This window comes from Pseudomonas sp. Gutcm_11s (assembly GCF_028649395.1).
Taxonomy (GTDB): Bacteria; Pseudomonadota; Gammaproteobacteria; order Pseudomonadales; family Pseudomonadaceae; genus Aquipseudomonas.
Genome location: NZ_JAQSUW010000014.1, coordinates 205,459 through 229,276, shown reverse-complemented (window position 1 = coordinate 229,276; position 23,818 = coordinate 205,459). Strand labels below are relative to the sequence as shown.

The window sequence follows — 23,818 nt, the reverse complement described above, 5'->3', positions numbered from 1 at the left end:
TCGCTGCACGTAGTGCGAACTTCGCTCCAGGGACGATCCTGCACCGTCCTCGTTCGCCACGGCGCCGCGCCAGGAGATACTCCGTGAGCAAACTCTCGCTCAGCCATGCCGTTGCCCTCGCCGCCCTCGGCGGTACCTGCCTGCCCAGCCAGGCCGCCTTCCTCGAAGATGGCAAAGCCAGCCTGGAACTGCGCAACTTCTACTTCAATCGCGACTTCCGCCAGGACGGCGCCGCCCAGTCCAAGCAGGACGAATGGGCCCAAGGCTTCCTCCTGCGCTACGAGTCCGGCTACACCGAAGGCACCGTCGGCTTCGGCGTGGACGCCCTCGGCATGCTCGGCGTCAAGCTCGACTCCAGCCCCGATCACGCCGGCTCCGGCCTGCTGCCGCGCGACAAGGAGAAGGTCGACGGCGCCCAGGACGAATACGGCGAGCTGGGCCTGACCGCCAAGCTCAAGGCCGGTGCCAGCGTGCTCAAGGTCGGCACCCTGCTGCCCAAACTGCCCACCGTGCTGGCCAACGACTCGCGCCTGCAGCCGCAGACCTTCCGCGGCGCGCACCTGAACTCCACCGACATCGCCGGCCTGACCATCGATGCCGGCCAGCTGCGCCAGGTCAGCCAACGCGACTCCTCCGACAGCGAGGACATGACCGTCACCAGCGGCAGTGCCCGCGGCATCGTCGCCAGCGGCGACAGTGATCGCTTCGACTTCGCCGGCGCCAGTTACAAGTGGAACGACCAGCTCACCACCGGCTACAGCTACGCCAAGCTGGACAAGCTCTACGACCAGCACATCGTCAACCTGACCCACCTGCTGCCGCTCGGCGAAGGCCAGTCGCTGAAGAGTGACCTGCGCTTCGCCCGCTCCGACGACGACGGCCGCAGCAACGTCGACAACCGCGCGCTCGGCGCCATGTTCACCTACGGCCTCGGCGGCCACGCCTTCGGCCTCGGCTACCAGCGCATGAGCGGCGACACCGGCTTCGCCTACATCGGCGGCACCGACGCCTTCCTGGTCAACTTCGTGCAGATCGGCGACTTCGCCAACGCCGAGGAGCGCTCCTGGCAGGCGCGTTACGACTACAACTTCGCCGCCGTGGGCATCCCCGGCCTGACCTTCATGACCCGCTACCTGTCCGGTGACAACATCGAGCTGGGCGCCGGCAAAGCGGAGGGCAAGGAATGGGAACGCAACACCGATATCGCCTACGTGTTCCAGGACGGCCCGCTGAAGAACTTCGGCATCAAATGGCGTAACGCCACGCTGCGCTCCAGCAACTTCGGCAATGACCTGGACGAGAACCGCCTGATCCTCAGCTACGTGCTGCCGCTCTGGTAAGCGAACGAACCATCGGCAACCTGGCTCACAACAACAATATCGCTGCGCGTGCCCCGCACGCCGCAGCTCAGGAGACAGCTCCATGAGCGTGATCATCGCCCTCGCGGCCCTTGCCCTGCTGATGCTGGCCGCCTATCGCGGCTACAGCGTCATCCTCTTCGCCCCCATCGCCGCCCTCGGCGCCGTGCTGCTCACCGATCCGTCCGCCGTGGCGCCCGCCTTCACCGGCGTGTTCATGGAGAAGATGGTCGGCTTCATCAAGCTGTACTTCCCGGTATTCCTGCTCGGCGCCGTGTTCGGCAAGCTGATCGAGCTGTCGGGCTTCTCGCGTTCCATCGTCGCGGCCGCCATCCGCCTGCTCGGCACCAGCCAGGCCATGCTGGTGATCGTGCTGGTATGCGCCCTGCTCACCTATGGCGGCGTGTCGCTGTTCGTGGTGGTGTTCGCCGTGTATCCGTTCGCCGCCGAGATGTTCCGCCAGAGCGACATCCCCAAGCGCCTGATCCCGGCCACCATCGCCCTCGGCGCGTTCAGCTTCACCATGGACGCCCTGCCCGGCACCCCGCAGATCCAGAACATCATCCCCACCACCTTCTTCGGTACCACCTCCTGGGCGGCGCCGTGGCTGGGCGTGATCGGCACCCTGTTCGTGTTCAGCGTCGGCATGCTCTACCTGCGTCGCCAGCTGAACAAGGCCAAGCGCAATGGCGAGGGCTACGGCACCGAGCTGCGCAACGAGCCGGAAACCGCCGAGGACATCGCCCTGCCCAACCCCTGGCTGGCACTGTCGCCGCTGATCCTGGTCGGCGTGGCCAACCTGCTGTTCACCCGCTGGATTCCCGAGCTGTACGGCAAGACCCACAGCCTGCAGCTGGCCGGCATGGCGCAACCGGTGACCAGTGAAGTGGCCAAGCTGACCGGCATCTGGGCCGTGCAGGCGTCGCTGCTGCTGGGCATTCTGCTGGTGCTGATCTGCGGCTTCCGCGCGATCAAGGCCAAGCTGGCCGAAGGCACCAAGACCGCGGTCGGCGGCGCATTGCTGGCGTCGATGAATACCGCCTCGGAATACGGCTTCGGTGCGGTGATCGCCTCCCTGCCCGGCTTCCTGGTGCTGGCCGATGCACTGAAGAACATCCCCAACCCGCTGGTCAACGAGGCGGTCACCGTCACCCTGCTGGCCGGCATCACCGGCTCGGCATCGGGCGGCATGAGCATCGCCCTGGCTGCCATGTCCGATACCTTCATCCAGGCTGCCAACGCCGCCAACATTCCGCTGGAAGTGCTGCACCGCGTGGCCTCGATGGCCTCCGGCGGCATGGACACCCTGCCGCACAACGGCGCGGTGATCACCCTGCTGGCAGTCACCGGCCTGACCCACCGCGAGGCGTACAAGGACATCTTCGGTATTACCCTGATCAAGACCCTGGCGGTGTTCGTTGTCATTGGCGTTTTCTACGCCACCGGCATCGTGTAATCGACCGTGCGGGCGCACATCGCCCGCATGGCCCTGGCCGCTCCGGCGGCCACGCAACAGGAGAACTGCATGAATCTGCAAGGCAAGACCGCACTGGTCACCGGCTCCACCAGCGGCATCGGTCTGGGCATCGCCCTCAAGCTGGCCGAGGCCGGCGCCAACCTGATGCTCAACGGCTTCGGCGACAGCGCGGCCGCCCTGGCGGCGGTGCGCGCCCACGGCGGCAAGGCCGCTCACCATCCGGCGGACATGAGCAAGCCGGAGGAGATCGAGGCGCTGATCCGCGCCACCGAGGCCGAGTTCGGCGGCATCGACATCCTGGTCAACAACGCCGGCATCCAGCATGTGGCGCCGGTGGAGGAATTCCCGGCGGAGCGCTGGGACGCGATCATCGCCATCAACCTCAGCTCCGCCTTCCACACCACGCGCCTGGCGCTGCCGGGCATGCGTGCGCGCAACTGGGGGCGCATCATCAATATCGCCTCGGCCCACGGCCTGGCGGCGTCGGCCGGCAAGAGCGCCTACGTGGCGGCCAAGCACGGCCTGGTCGGCCTGACCAAGAGCGTGGCGCTGGAGACGGCCACCAGCGCCATCACCTGCAACGCCATCTGCCCCGGCTGGGTGCTGACCCCGCTGGTACAGAAGCAGATTGACGACCGCACCGCCGCGGCCGGCGGCCTCGACCAGGCGCGCCACGACCTGCTGGCCGAGAAGCAGCCATCGCTGGAATTCGTCACCCCCGAACAGCTCGGCGCACTGGCACTGTTCCTCTGCAGCGACGCCGCCGAACAGGTACGTGGCGCCGCCTGGAATATGGACGGTGGCTGGCTCGCCCAGTAAGTGCTTACCCTACAATCGACACACAACAAGAAGTTCAGGATCGACCCGATGACCGCACCGCTCTGGACCCCCTCCGCCGAACGCATCGCCGCCACCCGCATGGATGCCTTCCGCCACTTCGTCAACCAGCGCCACGGCCTGCAACTGGCCGACTACCCGGCGCTGCATGCCTGGAGCGTGGATAAGCGCGAAGCCTTCTGGCAGGCCATCGTCGACTTCTTCGAGGTGCGCTTCACCGCCCAGCCCGAGGCCGTATTGCGCGAAGGCGCGGCCATGCCCAGCGCCCACTGGTTCCCCGGCGCCACCCTGAACTTCGCTGAACATCTGCTGCGTCGTCGCGACAACCACCCGGCGCTGGTTGCCATTGGTGAAGACGGCTCGCGCGAGCAACTCAGCTACGCCGAGCTGGCCGCCCATGTCGCCGGCCTGCAACGCAGCCTGCAGGCCGCCGGCGTGGGTGTTGGCGACCGCGTTGCCGCCTTCATGCCCAACACCTGGCAGACCCTGGTCGGCATGCTCGCCACCGCCAGCCTCGGCGCCACCTGGTCGAGCTGCTCGCCGGACTTCGGCACCCAGGGCGTGATCGACCGCTTCGGCCAGATCGAGCCCAAGGTGCTGATCGCCGCCGCCGGCTACCGCTATGCCGGCAAGAACCTCGACCTGACCGGCAAGCTCAACGAGATACTTGAGCGCCTGCCGACCCTGCAGCAACTGGTGGTAGTGCCCTACTCCAACTCCGAGCCCCAGCCGAGCGACTTCAAGACGGTCGCGCCCGTGGCGCCGTGGGCGGACTTCTACCAGGCCGGCGGCGAGCCGCAGTTCACGCAGGTCGCCTTCGAGCAACCGCTGTACATCCTCTACTCCAGCGGCACCACCGGCGTGCCCAAGTGCATCGTCCACGGCGCCGGCGGCACCCTGCTGCAGCACGTCAAGGAGCTCGGCCTGCACGCCGACCTGCATGCCGACGACACCCTGTTCTACTACACCACCTGCGGCTGGATGATGTGGAACTGGCTGGTCTCCGGCCTGGCCCTGGGCGCCACCCTGGTGCTGTTCGACGGCTCGCCGTTCCACCCCGGTGCCGAACGCCTGATCGATCTGATCGACGCCGAGAACATCAGCATCTTCGGCACCAGCGCCAAGTTCATCGCCGCCCTGGAAAAGGCTGGCGCCAAGCCGCGCGAGACTCACAAGCTGAGCCGCCTGAAGGCCATCCTCTCGACCGGCTCGCCGCTGGCCCACGAGAGCTTCGAGTACGTCTACCGCGATATCAAAGCCGATGTCTGCCTGTCCTCCATCTCCGGCGGTACCGACATCGTCTCCTGCTTCGCCCTCGGCAACCCAGTGCTGCCGGTGTGGCGCGGCGAGCTGCAGTGCAAGGGCCTGGGCATGGACGTGCAGGTATGGGACGACGCCGGCAAACCGGTGATCTGCGAAAAAGGTGAGCTGGTCTGCGCCAAGCACTTCACCTCGATGCCGGTGGGCTTCTGGAACGACGCCGATGGCGAGAAATTCCGCAGCGCCTACTTCGACACCTTCCCCGGCATCTGGGCCCACGGCGACTACGCCGAGGAGACCGAACACGGCGGCCTGGTGATCCACGGCCGCTCCGACGCCGTGCTCAACCCCGGCGGCGTACGCATCGGCACCGCCGAGATCTACCGCCAGGTGGAAAAGGTCGAGGAGGTGCTGGAATCCATCGCCATCGGCCAGGACTGGGACGGCGACGTGCGCGTGGTGCTGTTCGTGCGCCTGCGCGACGGCGTGGTCCTGAGCGACGAACTCAAGCAGCGCATCTGCCAGGTGATCCGCGCCAACACCACCCCGCGCCACGTGCCGGCCAAGGTCATCGCCGTGGCCGACATCCCACGCACCATCAGCGGCAAGATCGTCGAGCTGGCGGTGCGCAACGTGGTGCACGGCAAGCCGGTGAAAAACACCGACGCCCTGGCCAACCCGCAGGCGCTGGAGCTGTATCGCGACCTCGAAGAGCTGCGCGGCTGACGCTCCGCATCTGGCTAAGGAAAGTGAACGCAGCCCGTATGCAAGCCTGGTTCTCCCGCCAGGCTTGCCACGTCGCCGCTCAGCGGCCGGCAAACGGCCTCGTCGGGCACCACGTAGCGAACGTGGGTCCTGGGCGAGAAGGCGTAGGAATGATTGACCCCGAAGAACCCGCTGTAGCAGCGTGACAGGTGCGCGGCATCGCTGAACCCTGCGACCTTGATCGCCTCGTGGCCGGGCATGCCGGCCAGGGTGAGCCTGACGAAGTCGATCAGGCGATACCAGAGCCGGTGCCGGCGCAGCGGCACGCCCACCTGCAGGGCGAACAGCTTGATCAGCCCCGACTCGGACAGCCCCACCTCCGCCGCCAACGCACCGACCGAGATGTTCAGCGCGGCGCTGCTGCGCAGCCGCTCGACCACCTGGGTCACCCGCGGGTCGACCTCCGGCAGCGGCATGCAGGCGCCGCGATAGAGCACCTGTTCGACCCGCCGCTGGGCTTCGGCGAAATCCGGCGCCTCGTCGCGTAGACGGATCAGCTCCTGCGTCAGGTAGTCGCCCTGCCGGTGGTGGTAGTGGATGCCCTGGCACGTCGCCGCCATCTGCCGGCGCAGCAGCGCGAAATCGGGCCTCCCCGCATCCAGGTAGCAGGCCGCCAGCACCGCATCGCGATTGTCGATGGCGATCCGGCTGCCAGCCGGAATCAGTACGTTTGTGCTGGCGAGCCATTGCTCGTGGCCGGGCGTGCGAAATCTCACCTCGCCCTCCAGGCAAACGAGCAACGCCGCCGCTCCCGAGTGCAGATCGCGGATGAGCAGGCGGTTACGGCCCAGATACAGGTAGCGCCGGTTACACACATAGACCAGCGCAGGAGATGAGTTTCGCTCGGCAGGCATTCGAAAGTGCTCTTTTAACGAGTAGAAACATGTGACCCAACCTAAATAAGCAAGTTTGTTTTATTACCAACCTATGTCAACAGCAGCACCACTCAAACAATGACCAATACCTGATAACTCATTCAATGCAGCAGAAAGAGCGACAAGCCACTTCGCATTCATACTCAGGAACTACAAGTTGGCGAAAGTGACAATGGCGCAAGGCCAGTAAATTCGCTGCACGCAGCCGAAAACCGACAAACAGCAAGCGCTATTCCATTTCTTGTATGAACTGAGACGACTTCATTGTTGTTGCTCACTTACCTCGTTGTTAGTTTCCAGCCGCGGTTTAAACCAACCCACCCACCAATCGTCATGACGAAACAACAAAAACCAACGAGGTAATGACATGGGAATCAAAGTAACGACTGCCAAGGCAATAGTGATGGTCGCCACGCTATTGGCGAGCACTTATGCCTTTTCCGCCCCCGGCCCATCCGCGCCGTGCAGCAATTGCACCCGAGGTCCGGCGCCGACGGCTACCGCGCTGAAGGCCTCCAGCGGCCCCTTCACCACCGCCAAGTTCTCGGTGTCCGGCTTCCTCAAGGGCTTCGGCGACAGCACTGTGTACTACCCGACCAACACCACCGGAAAAATGGGCGCCATCGCCGTCATCCCCGGCTATCTGTCCTACGAGAACAGCATCGATTGGTGGGGCCCGCGCCTCGCCTCCCACGGCTTCGTGGTGATGACCATGAATACCGAGACCATCTACGACCAGCCGGATAGCCGCGCCAGCCAGCTCAGCGAGGCGCTGGACTACCTGATCGCACAGAGCAACAGCTCGTCCAGCCCGATTTACAACAAGGTCGACAGCACCCGCCTGGGCGCCATCGGCTGGTCCATGGGCGGTGGCGGTTCGCTCAAGCTGTCCACCCAGCGCTCGATCAACGCCATCATCCCGCAGGCACCCTGGTACCTGGGCTCCAGCGCCTTCAGCGGGATCAAGACGCCAGCGCTGATCCTGGCCTGCAGCGCCGACACCGTGGCGCCCGTGGCCCAGCATGCCTCGCCGTTCTACAACCAGATCCCCAATTCCACGCCCAAGGCGTTCCTCGAGATCTACGGCGGCTCGCACTTCTGCGCCAACTCCGGCTACCCGAACCAGAGCATGCTGGGCATGTACGGCATCGCCTGGATGAAGCGTTTCATCGACTTCGACAGCCGCTACAGCCAGTTCCTTTGCGGCCCGAACCACGAGAGCGACCTGGCCATCTCCGACTACCGCCAGAACTGCCCTTACTGATCCGCGCCCATGAAAAAGGGCAGCCCCAGGTCTGCCCTTTTTTATTGCCCCACGGCCATCAGATGCCCTGGCGTCCCGGGTCCTCCGGCGGAGCCTCTTCCTCGATATCCTCCAGCGTCAGCTCCATCGCCCAGTTGGCGGGCGCAGCAGCGGGAGCGGCCACCGGCTCCGGTGCCTGCACGGCGGCCTGCGGCGCAGCCGGGTTGTCCTTGTACAGCTTGAGCTTGAGACGCACGTTGTTGGCCGAGTCGGCGTTCTTCAGCGCCTCCTCCTCCTCGATGGCACCCTCGTGTACCAGCTCGATCAGCGCCTGGTCGAAGGTCTGCATGCCGAGGTTCCTGGACTTCTCCATGATCTCCTTGAGCTCGGAAAACTCGTTGCGCTTGATCAGGTCGCGTATGGTCGGCGTGCCCAGCATCACCTCCACGGCGGCGCGGCGCTTGCCGTCGGTGGTCTTGACCAGGCGTTGGGAGACAAAGGCGCGCAGGTTGTTACCCAGGTCATTGAGCAGCTGCGGGCGGCGCTCCTCGGGGAAGAAGTTGATGATGCGGTCCAGCGCCTGGTTGGCGTTGTTGGCGTGCAGGGTGGAGATGGCCAGGTGGCCGGTGTCGGCAAAGGCCAGAGCATGCTCCATGGTCTCGCGGTCGCGGATCTCGCCGATCAGGATCACGTCCGGCGCCTGGCGCAGGGTGTTCTTCAGGGCAGCGTGGAAGCTACGGGTATCCACGCCGACTTCGCGCTGGTTGATGATCGATTTCTTGTGCCGATGCACGTACTCCACCGGGTCCTCGATGGTGATGATGTGGCCGCCACTGTTGCGGTTGCGGTAATCGATCAGCGCCGCCAGCGAGGTGGACTTGCCCGAGCCGGTACCACCGACGAACAGCACCAGGCCGCGCTTCTCCATGATGGTCTTGAGCAGCACCTCGGGCAGCTTGAGGTCCTCGAACTTGGGAATCTCCATCTTGATGTTGCGCGCGACGATGGAAACCTCGTTGCGCTGCTTGAAGATGTTGATGCGGAAGCGGCCGACGTTGGGCACCGAGATGGCCAGGTTCATCTCCAGCTCTTTGTCGAAATCGGCACGCTGCAACTCATCCATCACCCCTGCCGCGATGGCCGCCACGTCGCCCGGCTTGAGCGGCTCCTGGCTCAGCGGCTTGAGCACGCCGTTGAACTTGGCGCAGGGCGGCGCACCGGTGGACAGGTAGAGGTCGGAACCGTCCTGGCTGGCCAGGATCTTCAGCATCTGAGTGAGGTCCATCGTGCGCGCGTCCATCTGGGTGGAGATATCAAAATAGGTCAGCTTTCCCAGGATCATTAGCCTGAAAAATGACGCCATTCTGATGGCGCAAAGAATGCTGGCACAATAGCGCCCTCGCAAAATGAGGAACCCGTCATGCCCAAGGCCATGGCCCGACACATCCTGGTGAAGACCGAAGCCGAAGCGGCTGCGCTGAAGAAGCGCATCGCCGCCGGCGAGGCCTTCGACGTACTGGCCAGGAAACATTCCACCTGCCCCTCCGGCAAGAAAGGTGGCGACCTGGGCGAGGTACGCCCCGGGCAGATGGTCCGCGCCGTGGACCAGGTGATCTTCAAGAAGGCACTGCGCGAAGTGCACGGACCGGTGAAGACCCAGTTCGGCTACCACCTGATCCAGGTGTTCTACCGCGAGTGATGCGGCCGGCCGCGCGCCTCACCAGCCAAGGGTGATGGCGGCCAGCACCAGATAGCGCGCCGTCTTGGCCAGGCTGACCAGCAGCAGGAAGCTCCACCAGGGCTCGCGCATCACCCCGGCGACCAGGGTCAGCGGATCACCGATGACCGGCAGCCAGCTCAGCAGCAGCGACCAGCGCCCATAGCGCCGATAACTCGCCTTGGCCTGCTCCAGTCGCGCCGGGCTCACCGGAAACCAGCGGCGCTCGCGGTAGCGCTCCAGCCCCCGGCCCAGCGCCGCATTCAGCACCGAACCCAGCACGTTGCCGACGCAGGCCACTGCCAGCAGTGCAGCAGCCGGTTGCCCGCCATTCAGCAACAGCCCGACCAGCACCGCCTCCGACTGCAGGGGCAGTAGGCTGGCGGCGCCGAAGGCGGAGAGAAACAGGCCGAGGTAAACCGAGAGATCGAGCAAGACCGCCTCACACGGAAGGAATCGGCAGACCTTATAGCCGACCTCCCCGTAGAAGCGAAACATTCGCAACTGGGTAACACCCGCCCGAATCCTGGGGCCATGCGTAACAACCAGGAACGGCGCGGCCTCCAGCCAATCTGGAACGGATGTGCCAGCTAGAGCAGTGACCGAATAGTCACTCATTCATGGCATGGATTCTGCGAACACCCGTGCGCTGAAGTTACCGGCGACGGATCGCCTGTATAGCGGCCAGGGAAGACCCGACACCGCTTCGAGATCCCATAAATGAACAACAAGAAAACGCTTCTCGCCTTCTGCATCGGCAGTTCGCTGCTGTTGTCCGGCACCGCCCAGGCCGGGCTGTTCGGCTCCACCGGCTACACCAAGACCAAGTACCCCATCGTGCTCGCCCACGGCATGCTCGGTTGGGACAGCATGCTCGGCATCGACTACTGGTACGGCATTCCGTCGGCCCTGAGCGAAGACGGTGCCAGCGTCTACACCACCGAAGTCGTGCAGATGGGCACCTCGGAAGCGCGTGGCGAAGACCTGATCAAGGAGGTCGAGGAAATCGTCGCCATCTCCGGCAAGCCCAAGGTCAATCTGGTCGGCCACAGCCATGGCGGCCCGACCGTGCGCTACGTGGCCGCCGTGCGCCCCGACTTGGTTGCCTCGGTCACCAGCGTCGGCGCCCCGCACAAGGGTTCGGCGGTGGCCGACCTGATCCGCCAGATCCCCGAGGGCTCAGCCGGCGAAACCATCGTTGCCGGCCTGGTCAACGCCATCGGCAGCGTCATCCACTTCATCTCCGGCAGCACCAGCCAGACCCCGCAGAACTCGCTCGGCGCACTGGTCTCGTTGAACAGTCAGGGCGCGGCGGTGTTCAACACCAAGTTCCCCCAGGGCATTCCCACCACCGCCTGCGGCGAAGGCGCCTACAAGGTAAACGGCATCAACTACTACTCCTGGAGCGGTACCTCGCCGGTGACCAACGTGCTGGACCCGATGGACCTGATCACCACCATCGCCTCCCAGGCATTCGCCAAGGGCGTGGCCAACGACGGCTTCGTCGAGCGCTGCAGTTCGCACATGGGCATGGTCATCCGCGACAACTACAAGATGAACCACCTGGACGAGATCAATCAGTTCCTCGGCATGGGCCATCTGTTCGAGACCAGCCCGGTCACCGTCTACCGCCAGCAGGCCAACCGTCTGAAGTTGGCCGGCCTCTGAGCCAACAGCCGGGGCCCACAAGGCCCCGGTTATCCACCTCGCAGCGCTCTCCTGCCGGATGCAGATGCGTGGGAAATGTCAGGGCTATATACAACGAAGTCCGGCATACTCAAGAGCCTCGCTAAACACTTTTGAAACGCTGTCAAGTGCATGATTTTCCACATATTTTGTGGATAAGACTGTGGAAAATAGTCTACAGCCCGCTACTCTCGATACCTTTCTTACTTTGTCTGTTTTTTAGGCTGCATACAGATGTGGGGCGTAGACGAGCTAGCAACTAACCGGCTGGCCCACTGCCCGCTCTCTCGCCAACTCCCACAACCGCGAGTTAACGCTTCGGGGGCTTGATCGGCATGGCCGGTAGCGGCCACTTGTAACGCCCGCCAGCGGCAGCTGGCGACTCCCATCCCTGCATCGATTAGCGCGGCGCTGCTGCAGCGCCATTGAGGAACATCTGCTCCAGCACGGCCGCCGAACTGGAGCTGGCCGCACGGCCACGGCGCTCGGCATCGACGATGCCGTAGATCATCGAGAGGAAGAGCTCGGTGAACACCGCTGCCGTGACGTCGATGCGCAGCACGCCGGATTGCTGGCCACGGAGGAAGAAGGCGTCCAGGGCATCGCTGTAGGACTGCCAGCGGCCATCCACACATGGATCGAGGCTGTCGGGGCTGTACTGGAACATCAGGAAGACCAGCACCTCGCGGTGCGTCAGGTGCTCCTGGATCAGCTTGCGCAGCGCCGTCAGCGGCTCGGCGCTTTCCAGCTCGCAATTGCTGACGACCTGGTTGAGCACACGCTCGCCGTAACTCATGAGCATTTCCACCAGGTTGTCGCGCGTGCCGCAGAAGCGGTGCAACGTCGCCTTGCTCACCCCTGCCGCTTCTGCCAACTCCTTCAGCGTCGCCCGTGGGCGGTCGACGATGGCGGCGGCAAGCGCCTTGAGGAGTTTTTCATCATGGGCAGTCATGGACATCAGCAGGCCTCAGGTCGGTGGGTTAATGGGATTGTGAGCTGGGCGCATTGTGCAAAAAAAGTCCCAACCCGACAAAGAAAACAATATCTTTGCTCACACAAGAACCATATGAGTCAATATTGACTCATATTAACTTCGGAAAGATCATACGCAACCTCTAGAAAGTCAGACCCCGGGTGAAACATGGGCAGGTTGCGTGCAGTAGGAACAATCAGCGCGTTGATAGCAGCGCTGGCACTGGCGGGTTGCGGTCAATCCGGCGAGCCGCAGGCGGCCGCGGAGATGGCGCGCCCGGTGGATGTGGTGGCGGTCACGACCGAGCCCCTCACCCTGACCTCGGAGTTGCCGGGGCGTATCGAGCCGATGCGCGTTGCCGAAGTGCAGGCGCGGGTAGCGGGCATCGTGGTGCAGAAGCGCTTCGAGGAAGGCGCCGACGTGAAGGCCGGACAGTTGCTCTTCCAGATCGACCCGGCTCCGCTCAAGGCCGCCGTGTCGCGTGCCGAAGGTGAACTGGCGCGTACCCAGGCCGCGCAGCAGGAAGCCCAGGCTCGGATGAAGCGCTACGAGCCGCTGGTGAAGATCGAAGCGGTCAGCCAGCAGGACTTCGACACCGCCACCGCCGACCTGCGCAGCGCCCAGGCCTCGGTACGCTCGGCCCAGGCCGATCTGGAAACCGCACGACTGAACCTGGGCTATGCCTCGGTCAAGGCACCGATTTCCGGCCGTATCGGCCGCGCACTGGTCACCGAAGGCGCACTGGTCGGCCAGGGCGACGCCACGCTGATGGCGCGCATCCAGCAGCTCGACCCGATCTACGCCGACTTCACCCAGCCGGTGGCCGACGCCCTGCGCCTGCGTGAAGCGTTGAAGAGCGGCAACCTCGCTGCCGACCAGAGCCAGGCCCTTAGCCTGCGTGTCGAAGGCACTCAATACGAGCGCAAGGGCGAATTGCTGTTCACCGACATTTCGGTGGACCGCAGCACCGGCCAGGTCTCGCTGCGTGGCAAGTTCGACAACGCCGATGGCCTGCTGCTACCGGGCATGTACGTACGCGTGACGGCCCCGCAAGGCACCGACGCCAACGCCATTCTCGTGCCGCAACGCGCCGTGCAGCGCGCCACCGATGGCACTGCCCACGTGCTGGTGATCGGCGCCGACAGCCGTGTCGAGACCCGGCCGGTAGTGACCGGCGCCATGCAGGGCTCGCGCTGGCAGATCAGCCAGGGCCTTGTCAGCGGCGACCAGGTGATCGTCGGCGGCCTCACCGGCCTGCAGCCGGGTGCCAAGGTCGAAGCCCGTCACGCCCAGGAGCAACAGCAGGCGTCGCGTCAGTAAGGCGAAGGCCCGCGAGGAATTTCTTATGTCACTGTTCTTCATCAAGCGCCCCAACTTCGCGTGGGTGGTGGCGCTGTTCATTTCCCTGGCCGGGCTGCTGGCAATCCCGCTGCTGCCGGTGGCCCAGTACCCCAGCGTGGCGCCGCCGCAGATCACTGTCACCGCTACCTATCCCGGCGCCTCGGCGCAGGTGCTGGTGGACTCGGTCACCAGCGTGATCGAGGAGGAGCTCAACGGCGCCAAGGGCCTGCTCTACTTCGAGTCCACCAGCAACTCCAACGGCATGGCCGAAGTGGTGGTCACCTTCCAGCCCGGCACCAACCCGGAGCTGGCCCAGGTCGACGTGCAGAACCGCCTGAAGAAGGCCGAGGCACGCATGCCCCAGGCCGTGCTCACGCAAGGGCTGGAGGTCGAGCAGACCAGCGCCGGCTTCCTGCTGATCTACGCGCTCAACTACAAGGAAGGCTCCGCGCGCACCGATACCACCGCCCTGGGCGACTACGCCGCGCGCAACATCAACAACGAGCTGCGCCGCGTACAAGGCGTCGGCAAGCTGCAGTTCTTCTCCGCCGAAGCCGCCATGCGGGTATGGATCGACCCGCAGAAGCTGGTTGGCTACGGCCTGTCCATCGATGACGTGGGCAACGCCATTCGCGGGCAGAACGTGCAGGTGCCGGCCGGCAGCTTCGGCGCCTCCCCCGGCAGCAGCGAGCAGGAGCTGACCGGCACCCTCGCCGTGAAAGGCACCCTGGACGACCCGGCGGAGTTCGGCCGCATCGTCCTGCGCGCCAATCCGGACGGTTCCACCGTCAAGCTGGCCGACGTCGCGCGCCTGGAAGTGGGCAGCGAAAGCTACAACTTCACCGCGCGCCTGGACGGCAAGCCCACCGTGGCCGGCGCGATCCAGCTCTCCCCCGGCGCCAACGCGCTGCAGACCGCCGCACTGGTGAAGGAGCGCCTGGACGAGCTGTCGGTGAACTTCCCCGACGACGTCGAGTACTCGGTGCCCTACGACACCTCGCGCTTCGTCGACGTGGCCATCGAGAAGGTCATCCACACCCTGATCGAAGCCATGGTGCTGGTGTTCCTGGTGATGTTCCTGTTCCTGCAGAACGTGCGCTACACTCTGATCCCGGCCATCGTGGTACCGGTGTGCCTGCTCGGCACGCTGACGATGATGTACCTGCTGGGCTTCTCGGTGAACATGATGACCATGTTCGGCATGGTGCTGGCCATCGGCATCCTGGTGGACGACGCCATCGTGGTGGTGGAGAACGTCGAGCGGATCATGGCCGAGGAAGGCCTCTCCCCGGCCGCCGCCACGGTCAAGGCGATGGGCCAGGTGTCCGGCGCGATCATCGGCATCACTCTGGTGCTGTCGGCGGTGTTCCTGCCACTGGCGTTCATGGCCGGCTCGGTCGGCGTGATCTACCAGCAGTTCTCCCTGTCGCTGGCGGTGTCGATCCTGTTCTCCGGCTTCCTCGCCCTGACCTTCACCCCGGCGCTGTGCGCGACGCTGCTCAAGCCGATCCCGGAAGGTCACCACGAGAAGCGCGGCTTCTTAGGCGCCTTCAACCGTGGCTTCAACCGCCTGACCGAGCGTTACACCCTTCTGAACACAGCGCTGGTGAAACGCGCCGGGCGCTACATGCTGATCTACGCCGGCATCGTCGCCCTGCTCGGCTACAGCTACCTGCGCCTGCCGGAATCCTTCGTGCCGGTGGAAGACCAGGGCTACATGATCGTCGACATCCAGTTGCCGCCGGGCGCCACCCGCGCGCGCGCCGACGTCACCGGCCAGGAGCTGGAGCAGTTCCTGAAGTCCCGCGAGGCCGTGGCCTCGTCCTTCCTGGTGATGGGCTTCAGCTTCTCCGGCATGGGCGAGAACGCCGCGCTGGCCTTCCCGACCCTCAAGGACTGGTCCGTGCGCGACAAATCGCAGTCCGCCGAAGCGGAAACCGCAGCAATCAACGAGCGCTTCGCCGGCATCAGCGACGGCGCGATCATGGCCGTCACCCCGCCGCCGATCGACGGCCTGGGCAACTCCGGCGGCTTCTCGCTGCGCCTGCAAGACCGCGCCGGCCTCGGCCGCGATGCGCTGCTGGCGGCCCGCGACCAGTTGCTCGGCCAGGCCAACGGCAACCCGAAGATCCTCTACGCCATGATGGAAGGCCTCGCCGAGGCGCCCCAGCTGCGCCTGGAGATCGACCGCGAGAAGGCGCGCACCCTGGGCGTCAGCTTCGAGTCCATCAGCAGCGCGCTGTCCACCGCTTTTGGCTCCTCGGTGATCAACGACTTCGCCAACGCCGGCCGCCAGCAACGCGTGGTGGTACAGGCCGAACAGGGCGACCGGATGACTCCGGAAGCCGTGCTCAAGCTCTACGTGCCCAACAGCGCCGGCGAGCTGGTGTCGCTGTCCGCCTTCGTCAGCACCCGCTGGGAAGAAGGCCCGGTGCAGCTGGCGCGCTACAACGGCTACCCGTCGATCCGCATCTCCGGCGACGCTGCCCCCGGCGTCAGCACCGGCGAGGCGATGGCCGAGATGCAGCGCCTGGTGGGCGAACTGCCTGCCGGCATCGGCTACGAGTGGACCGGCCTCTCTTACCAGGAGAAGGTCGCCAGCGGCCAAGCCACCCAGCTGTTCGCCCTGGCGATCCTGGTGGTGTTCCTGCTGCTGGTGGCGCTCTACGAGAGCTGGGCGATCCCTCTGTCGGTGATGCTCATCGTGCCCATCGGCGCCCTCGGCGCGGTGCTCGCGGTGACGGTTACCGGGCTTCCCAACGACGTGTACTTCAAGGTCGGCCTGATCACCATCATCGGTCTGGCGGCGAAGAACGCGATCCTCATCGTCGAGTTCGCCAAGGAGCTCTGGGAACAAGGCCACAGCCTGCGCGACGCAGCCATCCAGGCCGCACGCCTGCGCTTCCGCCCGATCATCATGACCTCCATGGCCTTCATCCTCGGCGTGGTGCCGCTGGTGATCGCCAGCGGAGCCGGCGCTGCCAGTCAGCGCGCCATCGGTACCGGGGTGATCGGCGGGATGCTCAGCGCCACATTGCTGGGGGTGATCTTCGTGCCCATCTGCTTCGTCTGGCTGCTCTCGCTGCTGCGTCGCCAACCCAAACCTGCGCATCAACCCACGGAGGCCGCGCAATGACCACCCTGCGCAAACCCGCCTTTGCCGCCAGCGCCCTGCTGCTGGCGCTGATCCTGGCCGGCTGCTCCATGGCGCCCACCTATGAACGCCCCGAAGCACCCGTGGCGCAGAACTGGAGCGGCCCCGCCGCCCAGCCTGGTGCCGCGGCCAGCAACCTGGACTGGCAGAGCTTCATCGTCGACAGCGAACTGCGCGAGCTGGTGAACGTCGCCCTGGACAACAACCGCTCGCTGCGCCAAACCCTGCTCGACATCGAACAGGCCCGTGCGCAGTACCGCATCCAGCGCTCGGACCGCGTGCCTGGTCTGAGCGGCGCCGCCAACGGCAATCGCCAGCGCCTGCCGGCGGACCTGTCCAACAGCGGCAGCTCGGCGGTGAGCAGCAGTTACCAGGTCGGACTGGCGCTGCCCGAATACGAGCTGGACCTGTTCGGCCGGGTGAAGAGCCTGACCGATGCCGCGCTGGAGCAGTACCTCTCCACCGAGGAAGCCGCCCGCAGTGCGCGCATCGCGCTGATCGCCGAGGTTAGCCAGGCCTATCTCACCTACGACGGCGCCCAGCGCCGCCACCTGCTCACCGAGCAGACCCTGGCCAGTCGCGAGGATTCGCTGAGCCTGATCAGCCAGCGGCGCACCGCCGGCGCGGCCACCGCGCTGGACTATCAGGAAGCGCTGGGGCTGGTCGAACAGTCCCGTGCGGAGCTGGAAAACAATGCGCGGCAGAAGCAGCAGGCGCTCAATGCTCTGGTGCTGCTGCTCGGCACATCCGACGCGGCCAAGCGCATCCCGCAGGCACCGCAGGACCAGCCGATGCTAATCCAGGACATCGCGCCCGGCACGCCGTCGGAGCTGATCGAGCGGCGCCCGGACATCCTCGCCGCCGAGCACGTGCTCAAGGCGCGCAACGCCGACATCGGCGCGGCCCGCGCGGCGTTCTTCCCGCGCATCAGCCTGACCGGCAGCTTCGGTACGTCCAGCGCGGAAATGTCCGGGCTGTTCGACGGAGGCTCGCGTTCGTGGAGCTTCGTGCCGACCCTGTCGCTGCCGATCTTCGATGCCGGCCGCAACAGCGCCAACCTCGACCTGGCCAAGGTGCGCAAGGACTCCGCCGTGGCCGCCTATGAAGGCGCCATCCAGACGGCGTTCCGCGAAGTGGCCGACGCCCTCGCGGCGACCGACACCCTGCGCCGCGAAGAAGCCGCGCGCCGGGCCTTGGCCAACACCACCAACGAAACGCTGCAGCTGGCCAAGGCACGCTACGAAGGCGGCGTCGACAGCCACCTGCGCTACCTCGACGCGCAGCGCAGCAACTTCGTCAACGAGTCGGCCTACATCGAGACCAGCACCCAGCGGCAGATCGCCCTGGTGGACCTATTCCGCAGCCTCGGCGGTGGTTGGGGCAACAGGCAGTCCATGGTTGATTGAAGCTGCGGCACGGAAGAATTGGGCAACTACCTTGCCCGATGCGCGGCTCGCGGACGGTGCAAAGCGCTTGGGGTCGTCACGGGTGCATGCTCGGCCATCAACTCCACTACCCAGTCGATGAATACTCGCAGCTTGGCGCTGACATGGCGATTCGGTGGGAATGCCAGATACATCGGCATTGGGGGCATGTGCCAGTCCTCGAACAGCGGCAGCAGCTCGCCACTGGCCAGGTGCGGCTTGGCCATGTAGTGCGGTAGCCAGAGCACGCCCAGGCCGGCAAGGCCCGCGGCGAGGTAGGCATTTCCGTCGTCGACCGTCAGTGGCGAGCGCCCTTGAGCCTCGATGCGCTCTTCGCCGCGCAGCATCGTGAAGGGAAGCGCCTTACCTGTACGAAACCAGAGATAGCCGACGGTACTGTGCCGACCTTCTTCCAACTCGCGAGGGTGCGCTGGTTGTCCAGCACGCTGCAGGTAGCTAGGCGCGGCATAGACGCCGAGTTGCAGGTCTCCCACATGCCTGGCCACCAGGGACTGATCGGTGATCTCGCCGCCACGCACCACACAGTCGATATTCTCCCCGATGATGTCGACGATGCGGTCGCTCACTCCCATGGTCAGCTGGATTTCCGGGTAGCGCGCATAGAACTCGGGCAAGGCCGGTATCAACAGCATGCGCGCCAATGGGCTGGGCACATCTACCCGCAGCCGCCCGCGTGGTGCCATCGATGCGCTGGAGAGGCTGGTCTCGGCATCATCCAGATCGGCAAGCAGGCTGACGACGCGCTCGTAATAGGCCGCGCCGTCGGCGGTGACGTTGACCTTGCGTGTCGTACGGTTCAGCAGGCGCACGCGCAGCCTTGCCTCCAACTGCTGGACGAGCTGGGTCACGCTGGTCTTGCTCATGTTCAGAGTGGCTGCCGCCTTGGTGAAACTGCCGGTTTCCACCACTCGGGCAAAGGCCTGCATCGCGTTGAAACGATCCATTTCACGTCTCGCTCAGGTCTGGATAATTTGGATTCTACAAACAGTCATGACCAGAGTTGCTCGTTTATCCAGGTGAGCGACCTTCCTACAGTGAAGCCATCGTAAACAGCGGGCCGTGATGGCCCCACTGGAGATGTGCCATGACCAGCAAACGTGATGTTGTTTTCCCGCCTGACCGCCATGCCCTGTATGAGCTTCACCGCTATTCACCGGCGATTCGCTCCAATGGTTTCCTGTTCGTATCCGGTCAGGTGGGCAGCCGCAAGGATGGCTCGGCCGAGCCGGACCTCGCCGCGCAGGTGCGCCTGGCCTTTGCCAATCTCAATGCGATCTTGGCCGAGGCCGGCAGTAGCTTCGATGATGTGGTCGACACGACCATCTTCATGGTCGATCCCGACTCGAAGTTCGAAACCATCTGGGAGGTAGCAGCAGAATACTGGGGGGAAGCTCCTTACCCGACCGTCACAGCTATCGGTGTAACGTGGCTGTCCGGCTTCGATTTCGAGATCAAGGTGATCGCCAAGCTACCGCAATAGATCCGGCTCACCCCCCCTGGCGGCTGACGGAGTTATTGCCATCGGCCGCTTCTGACCGATAGACAACCGGTGCCATGACACCTATGCGTAGCGAGACTGCCGGTCCTTGTGCAGTACAATTGGACGCCCCACCACCCTGGAGTCCGAATGACTGTAGATCTGGCGCGTACTTTTCTGGAGATCGTGCGCTGCGGCAGTTTCGTGGGTGCAGCAGAGCATCTGCACCTGACTCAGGCAGCCATTACTGCCCGAGTACAAAGCCTCGAAAGTCAGCTCAACTGCAGCCTGTTTGTGCGCAATCGCTCCGGGGCCAAGTTGACGCCTGATGGGGAAGCGTTTGTCGACTTCGCCAATCGAATAGTAAGCGCCTGGGAAGCAGCGCAGCAGGAGCTGCCTCTTCCGCAAAGCTGCGCTGAAATTCTGCACATCGGCGGTGAACCGAGCCTGTGCAACCCACTGATGCTGAAATGGGTCAGCGCATTGCGCCAGGCGATGCCCAAGCATGCCGTTCACAGCCATATCGCTGATGGCATCAATTTGCTGCGCCGGCTGGAACAAGGAGCATTGGACGCTGCGCTGGTTTACCACCCCTTGTATTGGCAAGGCTTGCAGGTTGAGCTTCTACTCGAGGAGAAGCTGGTCCAGGTGCGCAACCCTCACCTTCCCGGCCCATATGTCTTTGTCGACTGGGGGGAGGATTTCCGGCATCGACATAACGCAGCGCTGCCCCAGAACAGCCGTGCCGAAATCAGCTTCAACCTAGGCCCGCTGGCCCTGCAATACATCCTTGGGTCGGGCGGCTCCGGCTACTTCCGCACACGGGTAGTACAGAGCTACCTGGACTGCGGGATGCTCGAACTGGTGCCGCAGGCTCCGGAGTTCACCTATCCAGTCTATCTGCTGTATTTCCGCGATCGATGCCCCGACTCCCTGCATCAGGCCATTGAGTGCCTACGCGATGTGGTGGCACATAACAGCGATTGGTCGCAGCGCTGGGACCCCATGATCTGATCAGCCTACATGTTCCAGCAGATCACGCTGGAGCGCGGCGATCAGGTCGGTCTGCGTAATGATCCCAACCAGCGCCCCGTCATCCAGAACGGGCAGGCAGTGCAGCCCTTGAGTAGAGAGCAATGGGATCAGCTCTACCACATGGGCCTGGCTTTCGACGTAGCGCACCGGGCTGGTCATGAGCTGCCCGACCAGAACGCGTTTTCCAAGGTTCCAGGGCAAGAATGGGCTGATGCCCCTTGGGCGGCTGATCAGATCTACCAGGCTGACAATCCCAACCAGACGCTTGTCGTCATCCAGTACGGGCAAACTGCGCAGACGATGACGCCGCAACATGGCCAATGCTTGTTCACGCCTTGTATTCGGGCTGACGCAGCGTAAATCCCGCGACATGATCTGCTCGGCGACCATACGCCCCATTCCACGCTTGAGTGCGTAGCGCTCCGTCGTGCGGACAAGCCTGGCCAGATCATCCCGAGTTATGTCGACAATTCCCCCAAAGTCCTCGAGAGCATGTTCGAGGTCCTCATCGGAAATCCCGACACGCAACTCCGCGGACGGGTCCCGGGTGTGGTGAAGGTCCGGATTGCCGGGCCTCTTGGGATAGCTCACGCCAGATAGATTGTTGTAGATCAGTGCGCAGCCGAGCAGGCTGGCAGCGGCGCTCATGACTGGGACTACCAAGCCAAACCCGTGCTGCTCGACAGCCACTCCACTTAGATGGACGCAGAGCGCCACCGCTCCGGCCGGCGGGTGGACGCAGCGCAACAGACACATCAACAGCACGCTGATCCCAACAGCCCAGCAAGCGAGCGGGATCGAGTACCCGAGCCATTGCCCCAGGCTCACGGCGACCAAAGTGGCGACTAGATATCCACCGAGGAATGACCAAGGCTGCGCCAATGCCCCCGAGGAAACAGCAAAGAGCAATACCGAGGATGCGGCCAAAGGCCCAAACAGATACATCAGCATCGGCGCAGGAAAAAGCTGCTGGCAGATCAAGAGGGTGATTAGCATCCCCATGAAACAGCCCGTAGCAGCGCGTAGCGCCTCACGCGGGTGCGTAGCGGCCAGCGCGGGGCCGAATCCCGCCACCCAGCTTTTCAATTTGCCGTTCAAGATCACTACCAACTACTAATCAATAAAAGAGGCCCGTCAGCGTATGTTGAGGGGCCCAAGACGCAGACCTGCGTCGGGAGCGTCCATCCTTGGACTAAGGAACAACTCAGGTGTCCAGGTGATATCCCGGCGAAGAGTCAAAGACTCGCAGGACATCTCAACCAGCCTGCCCCACTACAGCCCTGCTTCATGCTCACTCTTAACCCGGTGGGGTAAGAAGCTGCGACAGGGTGCATGAGCGGAGCGCCGGAGCTCCGAATGAAAGAAGACCTGTCAGCCGGCTTGCAGTGGAAGCTATACCGCTTCCCCTTGTGAGGAAAACGGCTGGGCTGACAGAGGCGCGTAGTGTGCCCAGCCCTTTAACTCACAACAAACTAATAATATTTGTTATTTGATTTAAATATTTTTTACTAAACGAGCTCGGCTGAGGCAAACACCCTCAGATATGACTTGGCTCCCTCGACCTTGGCTGTTCACTCAATGGATCGGGTGCAAGACATAACCGCCCATGCCAGCGACATCCATCGAAGAGATGCACCAGGGCCGACGTCCATTTCAAATACATGCTTCCGACTGATAGCGAACGCTGGCAGCTGGCGACCGGCATCGGGTATTTGAGGCATAGCGAACAGCACCGTCTACGGATGATGGCCCATGCGCGCACTATCGCCGACAAAGCAGCTCGACGCCTGGAGCAGCGCCAGCATGGTCAGCAGGAAGGCAATCGGGATCAGGTACATGGCATCGTGCAAGCCCACGGCCTTGAAGGCTTCGTTCATCTCGCTCGCCCCCGCCGCCACCATTGCCGCATGGGCGAAGTGATCCGAAAGCAGACCGACACCGATCGGCCCCATGGCTCCGCCCAACAGGTAAAGCCCAGCCATGAACAACGCCATCGCGGTGGCCCGCAGACGGGGTTCGACCACATCCTGAATCGCGGTGTAGACGCAGGTGAAGTAGTTGTAGGAGAACAGCCAGCCGAGGCTGAAGATTGCCACGAAAACGCCTACCTCGATGCGCCCGGCAAACAAGGCGAAGCCGGTGGCCAGGGCCGATACCAGCATGCTCAGCGCCGCGAACAGCAGGCGCCCGCTGGGCCAACGCTGATGCACATGATCCGCGAGCCAGCCCCCCACTGTCAGACCGATCAGCCCCGTCACACCGACGATGACGCCCGTGGCCACTGCTGCTTGCTCCAGCGGCAACAGAAAGTAGCGCTGCAGCATCGGCACCATGAAGGTGTTGCAGGCATAGGATGCAAAGTTGAACGCCAGGCCAGCCAGGAGCAGCCACCAGAACGTGCGGATGGACAAGATTCTGCGCAGTGGCCGCTCAATGGGGTCCTTGGAGACCTGAACGGCTTCGGCCGAGCCACGCTCGGGCTCCCGGATCATGAAAATGAACAGCGCCAGAATCAGACCAGGCACCGCCGCGATGAAGAACGGCGCACGCCAGCTGTCGAATGCCTTGACCATCGCGCCCACGGTGAAATAGGCCAGCAGCAGTCCAATGGGCAGGCCGAGCATGAAGATGCCCATGGCCCGCGCCCGCTTGTGCGTAGGGAACAGGTCGCCCAGTAGCGAGTTGGCGGCCGGTGCATAGCTGGCCTCCCCTACCCCTACCCCCATCCGTATGAGCAGAAAGCTCCAGAAGTTCCAGGCCATGCCGGTCAGGCCCGTCAGGCCGCTCCACACGATCAGCCCCCAGCCCATGATCCTGCTGCGCTTCCCGGTGTCGGCCATGCGCCCCAGCGGCAGCCCCGCCAGTGCGTAGATGATGGTGAATGCGGTGCCGGCGAGCCCTACCTGGAAGTCGCTCAGGCTCCATTCCATGCGCATCGGCTCGATGATCACCGAGGGAATGGTGCGATCGAAGAAGTTGAACAGATTCGCCAGAAAGAGCAGGAACAGGACACGCCAGGCATTACTGGCCGTTTGCAGGGGATTCGTCATGTGAATGAACCTCTATTTCTTGTTATGGCACCAGCCACGCAGGCGAAAGAATGCGCAGGGAGCGCTCGACAAACAACTTCACCAATCGACCTGAAACGCTCGGCCTTCAGCAAGTCAGGCGCAGG

At 64.1% G+C, this 23,818-nt stretch carries 19 protein-coding genes; 12 read left to right on the top strand and 7 right to left on the bottom strand.

Annotated elements, in window-relative coordinates; all coding sequences use genetic code 11:
• Positions 1–83 precede the first annotated feature (83 nt).
• The 4 genes from PTT45_RS12050 (at position 84) to PTT45_RS12035 (ending at position 5,658) form a co-directional block, all read left to right on the top strand.
• Entirely contained in the window at positions 84–1,340 is a 1,257-nt protein-coding gene (locus tag PTT45_RS12050; protein ID WP_273813531.1) for an OprD family porin, read from the top strand.
• 82 nt (positions 1,341–1,422) lie between these two features.
• The gene (locus tag PTT45_RS12045; protein ID WP_273813530.1) at positions 1,423–2,814 is read left to right on the top strand and encodes a GntP family permease; all 1,392 of its coding nucleotides are present in this window, start codon (positions 1,423–1,425) and stop codon (positions 2,812–2,814) included.
• A gap of 69 nt (positions 2,815–2,883) precedes the next feature.
• Positions 2,884–3,654, top strand: a complete 771-nt coding sequence (locus PTT45_RS12040; protein ID WP_273813529.1) for a 3-hydroxybutyrate dehydrogenase — start codon at positions 2,884–2,886, stop codon at positions 3,652–3,654.
• 48 nt (positions 3,655–3,702) lie between these two features.
• Positions 3,703–5,658 (top strand): acetoacetate--CoA ligase, encoded by a 1,956-nt coding sequence (locus PTT45_RS12035; RefSeq protein WP_273813528.1) that lies wholly within the window; start codon positions 3,703–3,705, stop codon positions 5,656–5,658.
• 14 nt (positions 5,659–5,672) lie between these two features.
• Here PTT45_RS12035 and PTT45_RS12030 read toward each other — a convergent pair whose 3' ends face one another.
• Positions 5,673–6,551, bottom strand: a complete 879-nt coding sequence (locus PTT45_RS12030; protein ID WP_273813527.1) for an AraC family transcriptional regulator — start codon at positions 6,549–6,551, stop codon at positions 5,673–5,675.
• Between the two features lie 388 nt (positions 6,552–6,939).
• Between PTT45_RS12030 and PTT45_RS12025 the strand changes: the two genes are divergently transcribed.
• Positions 6,940–7,836 carry an alpha/beta hydrolase family protein gene (locus PTT45_RS12025; protein ID WP_273813526.1) on the top strand — a complete coding sequence of 299 codons (897 nt, stop codon included), beginning with the start codon at positions 6,940–6,942 and terminating at the stop codon, positions 7,834–7,836.
• A gap of 58 nt (positions 7,837–7,894) precedes the next feature.
• Here the strand turns inward: PTT45_RS12025 and PTT45_RS12020 are convergent, their stop codons facing one another.
• A complete protein-coding gene (locus PTT45_RS12020) occupies positions 7,895–9,100 on the bottom strand; it encodes a PilT/PilU family type 4a pilus ATPase (protein ID WP_273813525.1) in 1,206 nt (401 codons plus the stop codon).
• A gap of 135 nt (positions 9,101–9,235) precedes the next feature.
• Between PTT45_RS12020 and PTT45_RS12015 the strand changes: the two genes are divergently transcribed.
• Entirely contained in the window at positions 9,236–9,514 is a 279-nt protein-coding gene (locus tag PTT45_RS12015) for a peptidylprolyl isomerase (RefSeq protein WP_273813524.1), read from the top strand.
• Between the two features lie 18 nt (positions 9,515–9,532).
• Here PTT45_RS12015 and PTT45_RS12010 read toward each other — a convergent pair whose 3' ends face one another.
• Positions 9,533–9,967: a YqaA family protein gene (locus tag PTT45_RS12010; protein WP_273813523.1), complete on the bottom strand. Its 435-nt coding sequence runs from the start codon at positions 9,965–9,967 to the stop codon at positions 9,533–9,535.
• 285 nt (positions 9,968–10,252) lie between these two features.
• On the opposite strand from PTT45_RS12010, the gene PTT45_RS12005 reads away from it, so the two are divergent.
• Complete coding sequence (locus tag PTT45_RS12005) at positions 10,253–11,200, top strand: triacylglycerol lipase (protein WP_273813522.1); 948 nt, start codon at positions 10,253–10,255, stop codon at positions 11,198–11,200.
• Between the two features lie 418 nt (positions 11,201–11,618).
• Here PTT45_RS12005 and PTT45_RS12000 read toward each other — a convergent pair whose 3' ends face one another.
• Positions 11,619–12,176, bottom strand: a complete 558-nt coding sequence (locus PTT45_RS12000; RefSeq protein WP_273813521.1) for a TetR/AcrR family transcriptional regulator — start codon at positions 12,174–12,176, stop codon at positions 11,619–11,621.
• A 183-nt stretch (positions 12,177–12,359) separates the two neighbouring features.
• On the opposite strand from PTT45_RS12000, the gene PTT45_RS11995 reads away from it, so the two are divergent.
• The 3 genes from PTT45_RS11995 to PTT45_RS11985 are packed head-to-tail and all read left to right on the top strand — an operon-like array spanning position 12,360 to position 18,092.
• A complete protein-coding gene (locus PTT45_RS11995) occupies positions 12,360–13,511 on the top strand; it encodes a MexC family multidrug efflux RND transporter periplasmic adaptor subunit (protein WP_273813520.1) in 1,152 nt (383 codons plus the stop codon).
• A gap of 25 nt (positions 13,512–13,536) precedes the next feature.
• Positions 13,537–16,668: a multidrug efflux RND transporter permease subunit gene (locus tag PTT45_RS11990; protein ID WP_273813519.1), complete on the top strand. Its 3,132-nt coding sequence runs from the start codon at positions 13,537–13,539 to the stop codon at positions 16,666–16,668.
• 5 nt (positions 16,669–16,673) lie between these two features.
• On the top strand, positions 16,674–18,092 hold the full coding sequence (locus PTT45_RS11985) for an efflux transporter outer membrane subunit (protein WP_273814237.1): 1,419 nt from the start codon (positions 16,674–16,676) through the stop codon (positions 18,090–18,092).
• A gap of 26 nt (positions 18,093–18,118) precedes the next feature.
• Here the strand turns inward: PTT45_RS11985 and PTT45_RS11980 are convergent, their stop codons facing one another.
• A complete protein-coding gene (locus tag PTT45_RS11980; protein ID WP_273813518.1) occupies positions 18,119–19,075 on the bottom strand; it encodes a LysR substrate-binding domain-containing protein in 957 nt (318 codons plus the stop codon).
• 140 nt (positions 19,076–19,215) lie between these two features.
• On the opposite strand from PTT45_RS11980, the gene PTT45_RS11975 reads away from it, so the two are divergent.
• Positions 19,216–19,611, top strand: a complete 396-nt coding sequence (locus tag PTT45_RS11975) for a RidA family protein (protein ID WP_273813517.1) — start codon at positions 19,216–19,218, stop codon at positions 19,609–19,611.
• Between the two features lie 147 nt (positions 19,612–19,758).
• Positions 19,759–20,622 (top strand): LysR family transcriptional regulator, encoded by an 864-nt coding sequence (locus PTT45_RS11970; protein WP_273813516.1) that lies wholly within the window; start codon positions 19,759–19,761, stop codon positions 20,620–20,622.
• On the opposite strand, the gene PTT45_RS11965 is transcribed toward PTT45_RS11970, so the two are convergent.
• The gene (locus tag PTT45_RS11965; RefSeq protein WP_273813515.1) at positions 20,623–21,741 is read right to left on the bottom strand and encodes an HPP family protein; all 1,119 of its coding nucleotides are present in this window, start codon (positions 21,739–21,741) and stop codon (positions 20,623–20,625) included.
• A 638-nt stretch (positions 21,742–22,379) separates the two neighbouring features.
• Positions 22,380–23,693: a spinster family MFS transporter gene (locus PTT45_RS11960; protein ID WP_273813514.1), complete on the bottom strand. Its 1,314-nt coding sequence runs from the start codon at positions 23,691–23,693 to the stop codon at positions 22,380–22,382.
• Between the last annotated feature and the right edge of the window lie 125 nt (positions 23,694–23,818).

Coding starts and splice junctions, on each gene's coding strand:
- PTT45_RS12045 (WP_273813530.1), top strand. CDS start 1,423: ATGAGCGTGATCATCGCCCTCGCGGCCCTTGCCCTGCTGATGCTGGCC.
- PTT45_RS12040 (WP_273813529.1), top strand. CDS start 2,884: ATGAATCTGCAAGGCAAGACCGCACTGGTCACCGGCTCCACCAGCGGC.
- PTT45_RS12035 (WP_273813528.1), top strand. CDS start 3,703: ATGACCGCACCGCTCTGGACCCCCTCCGCCGAACGCATCGCCGCCACC.
- PTT45_RS12030 (WP_273813527.1), bottom strand. CDS start 6,551: ATGCCTGCCGAGCGAAACTCATCTCCTGCGCTGGTCTATGTGTGTAAC.
- PTT45_RS12025 (WP_273813526.1), top strand. CDS start 6,940: ATGGGAATCAAAGTAACGACTGCCAAGGCAATAGTGATGGTCGCCACG.
- PTT45_RS12020 (WP_273813525.1), bottom strand. CDS start 9,100: ATGGACCTCACTCAGATGCTGAAGATCCTGGCCAGCCAGGACGGTTCC.
- PTT45_RS12015 (WP_273813524.1), top strand. CDS start 9,236: ATGCCCAAGGCCATGGCCCGACACATCCTGGTGAAGACCGAAGCCGAA.
- PTT45_RS12005 (WP_273813522.1), top strand. CDS start 10,253: ATGAACAACAAGAAAACGCTTCTCGCCTTCTGCATCGGCAGTTCGCTG.
- PTT45_RS12000 (WP_273813521.1), bottom strand. CDS start 12,176: ATGTCCATGACTGCCCATGATGAAAAACTCCTCAAGGCGCTTGCCGCC.
- PTT45_RS11995 (WP_273813520.1), top strand. CDS start 12,360: ATGGGCAGGTTGCGTGCAGTAGGAACAATCAGCGCGTTGATAGCAGCG.
- PTT45_RS11990 (WP_273813519.1), top strand. CDS start 13,537: ATGTCACTGTTCTTCATCAAGCGCCCCAACTTCGCGTGGGTGGTGGCG.
- PTT45_RS11980 (WP_273813518.1), bottom strand. CDS start 19,075: ATGGATCGTTTCAACGCGATGCAGGCCTTTGCCCGAGTGGTGGAAACC.
- PTT45_RS11975 (WP_273813517.1), top strand. CDS start 19,216: ATGACCAGCAAACGTGATGTTGTTTTCCCGCCTGACCGCCATGCCCTG.
- PTT45_RS11970 (WP_273813516.1), top strand. CDS start 19,759: ATGACTGTAGATCTGGCGCGTACTTTTCTGGAGATCGTGCGCTGCGGC.
- PTT45_RS11960 (WP_273813514.1), bottom strand. CDS start 23,693: ATGACGAATCCCCTGCAAACGGCCAGTAATGCCTGGCGTGTCCTGTTC.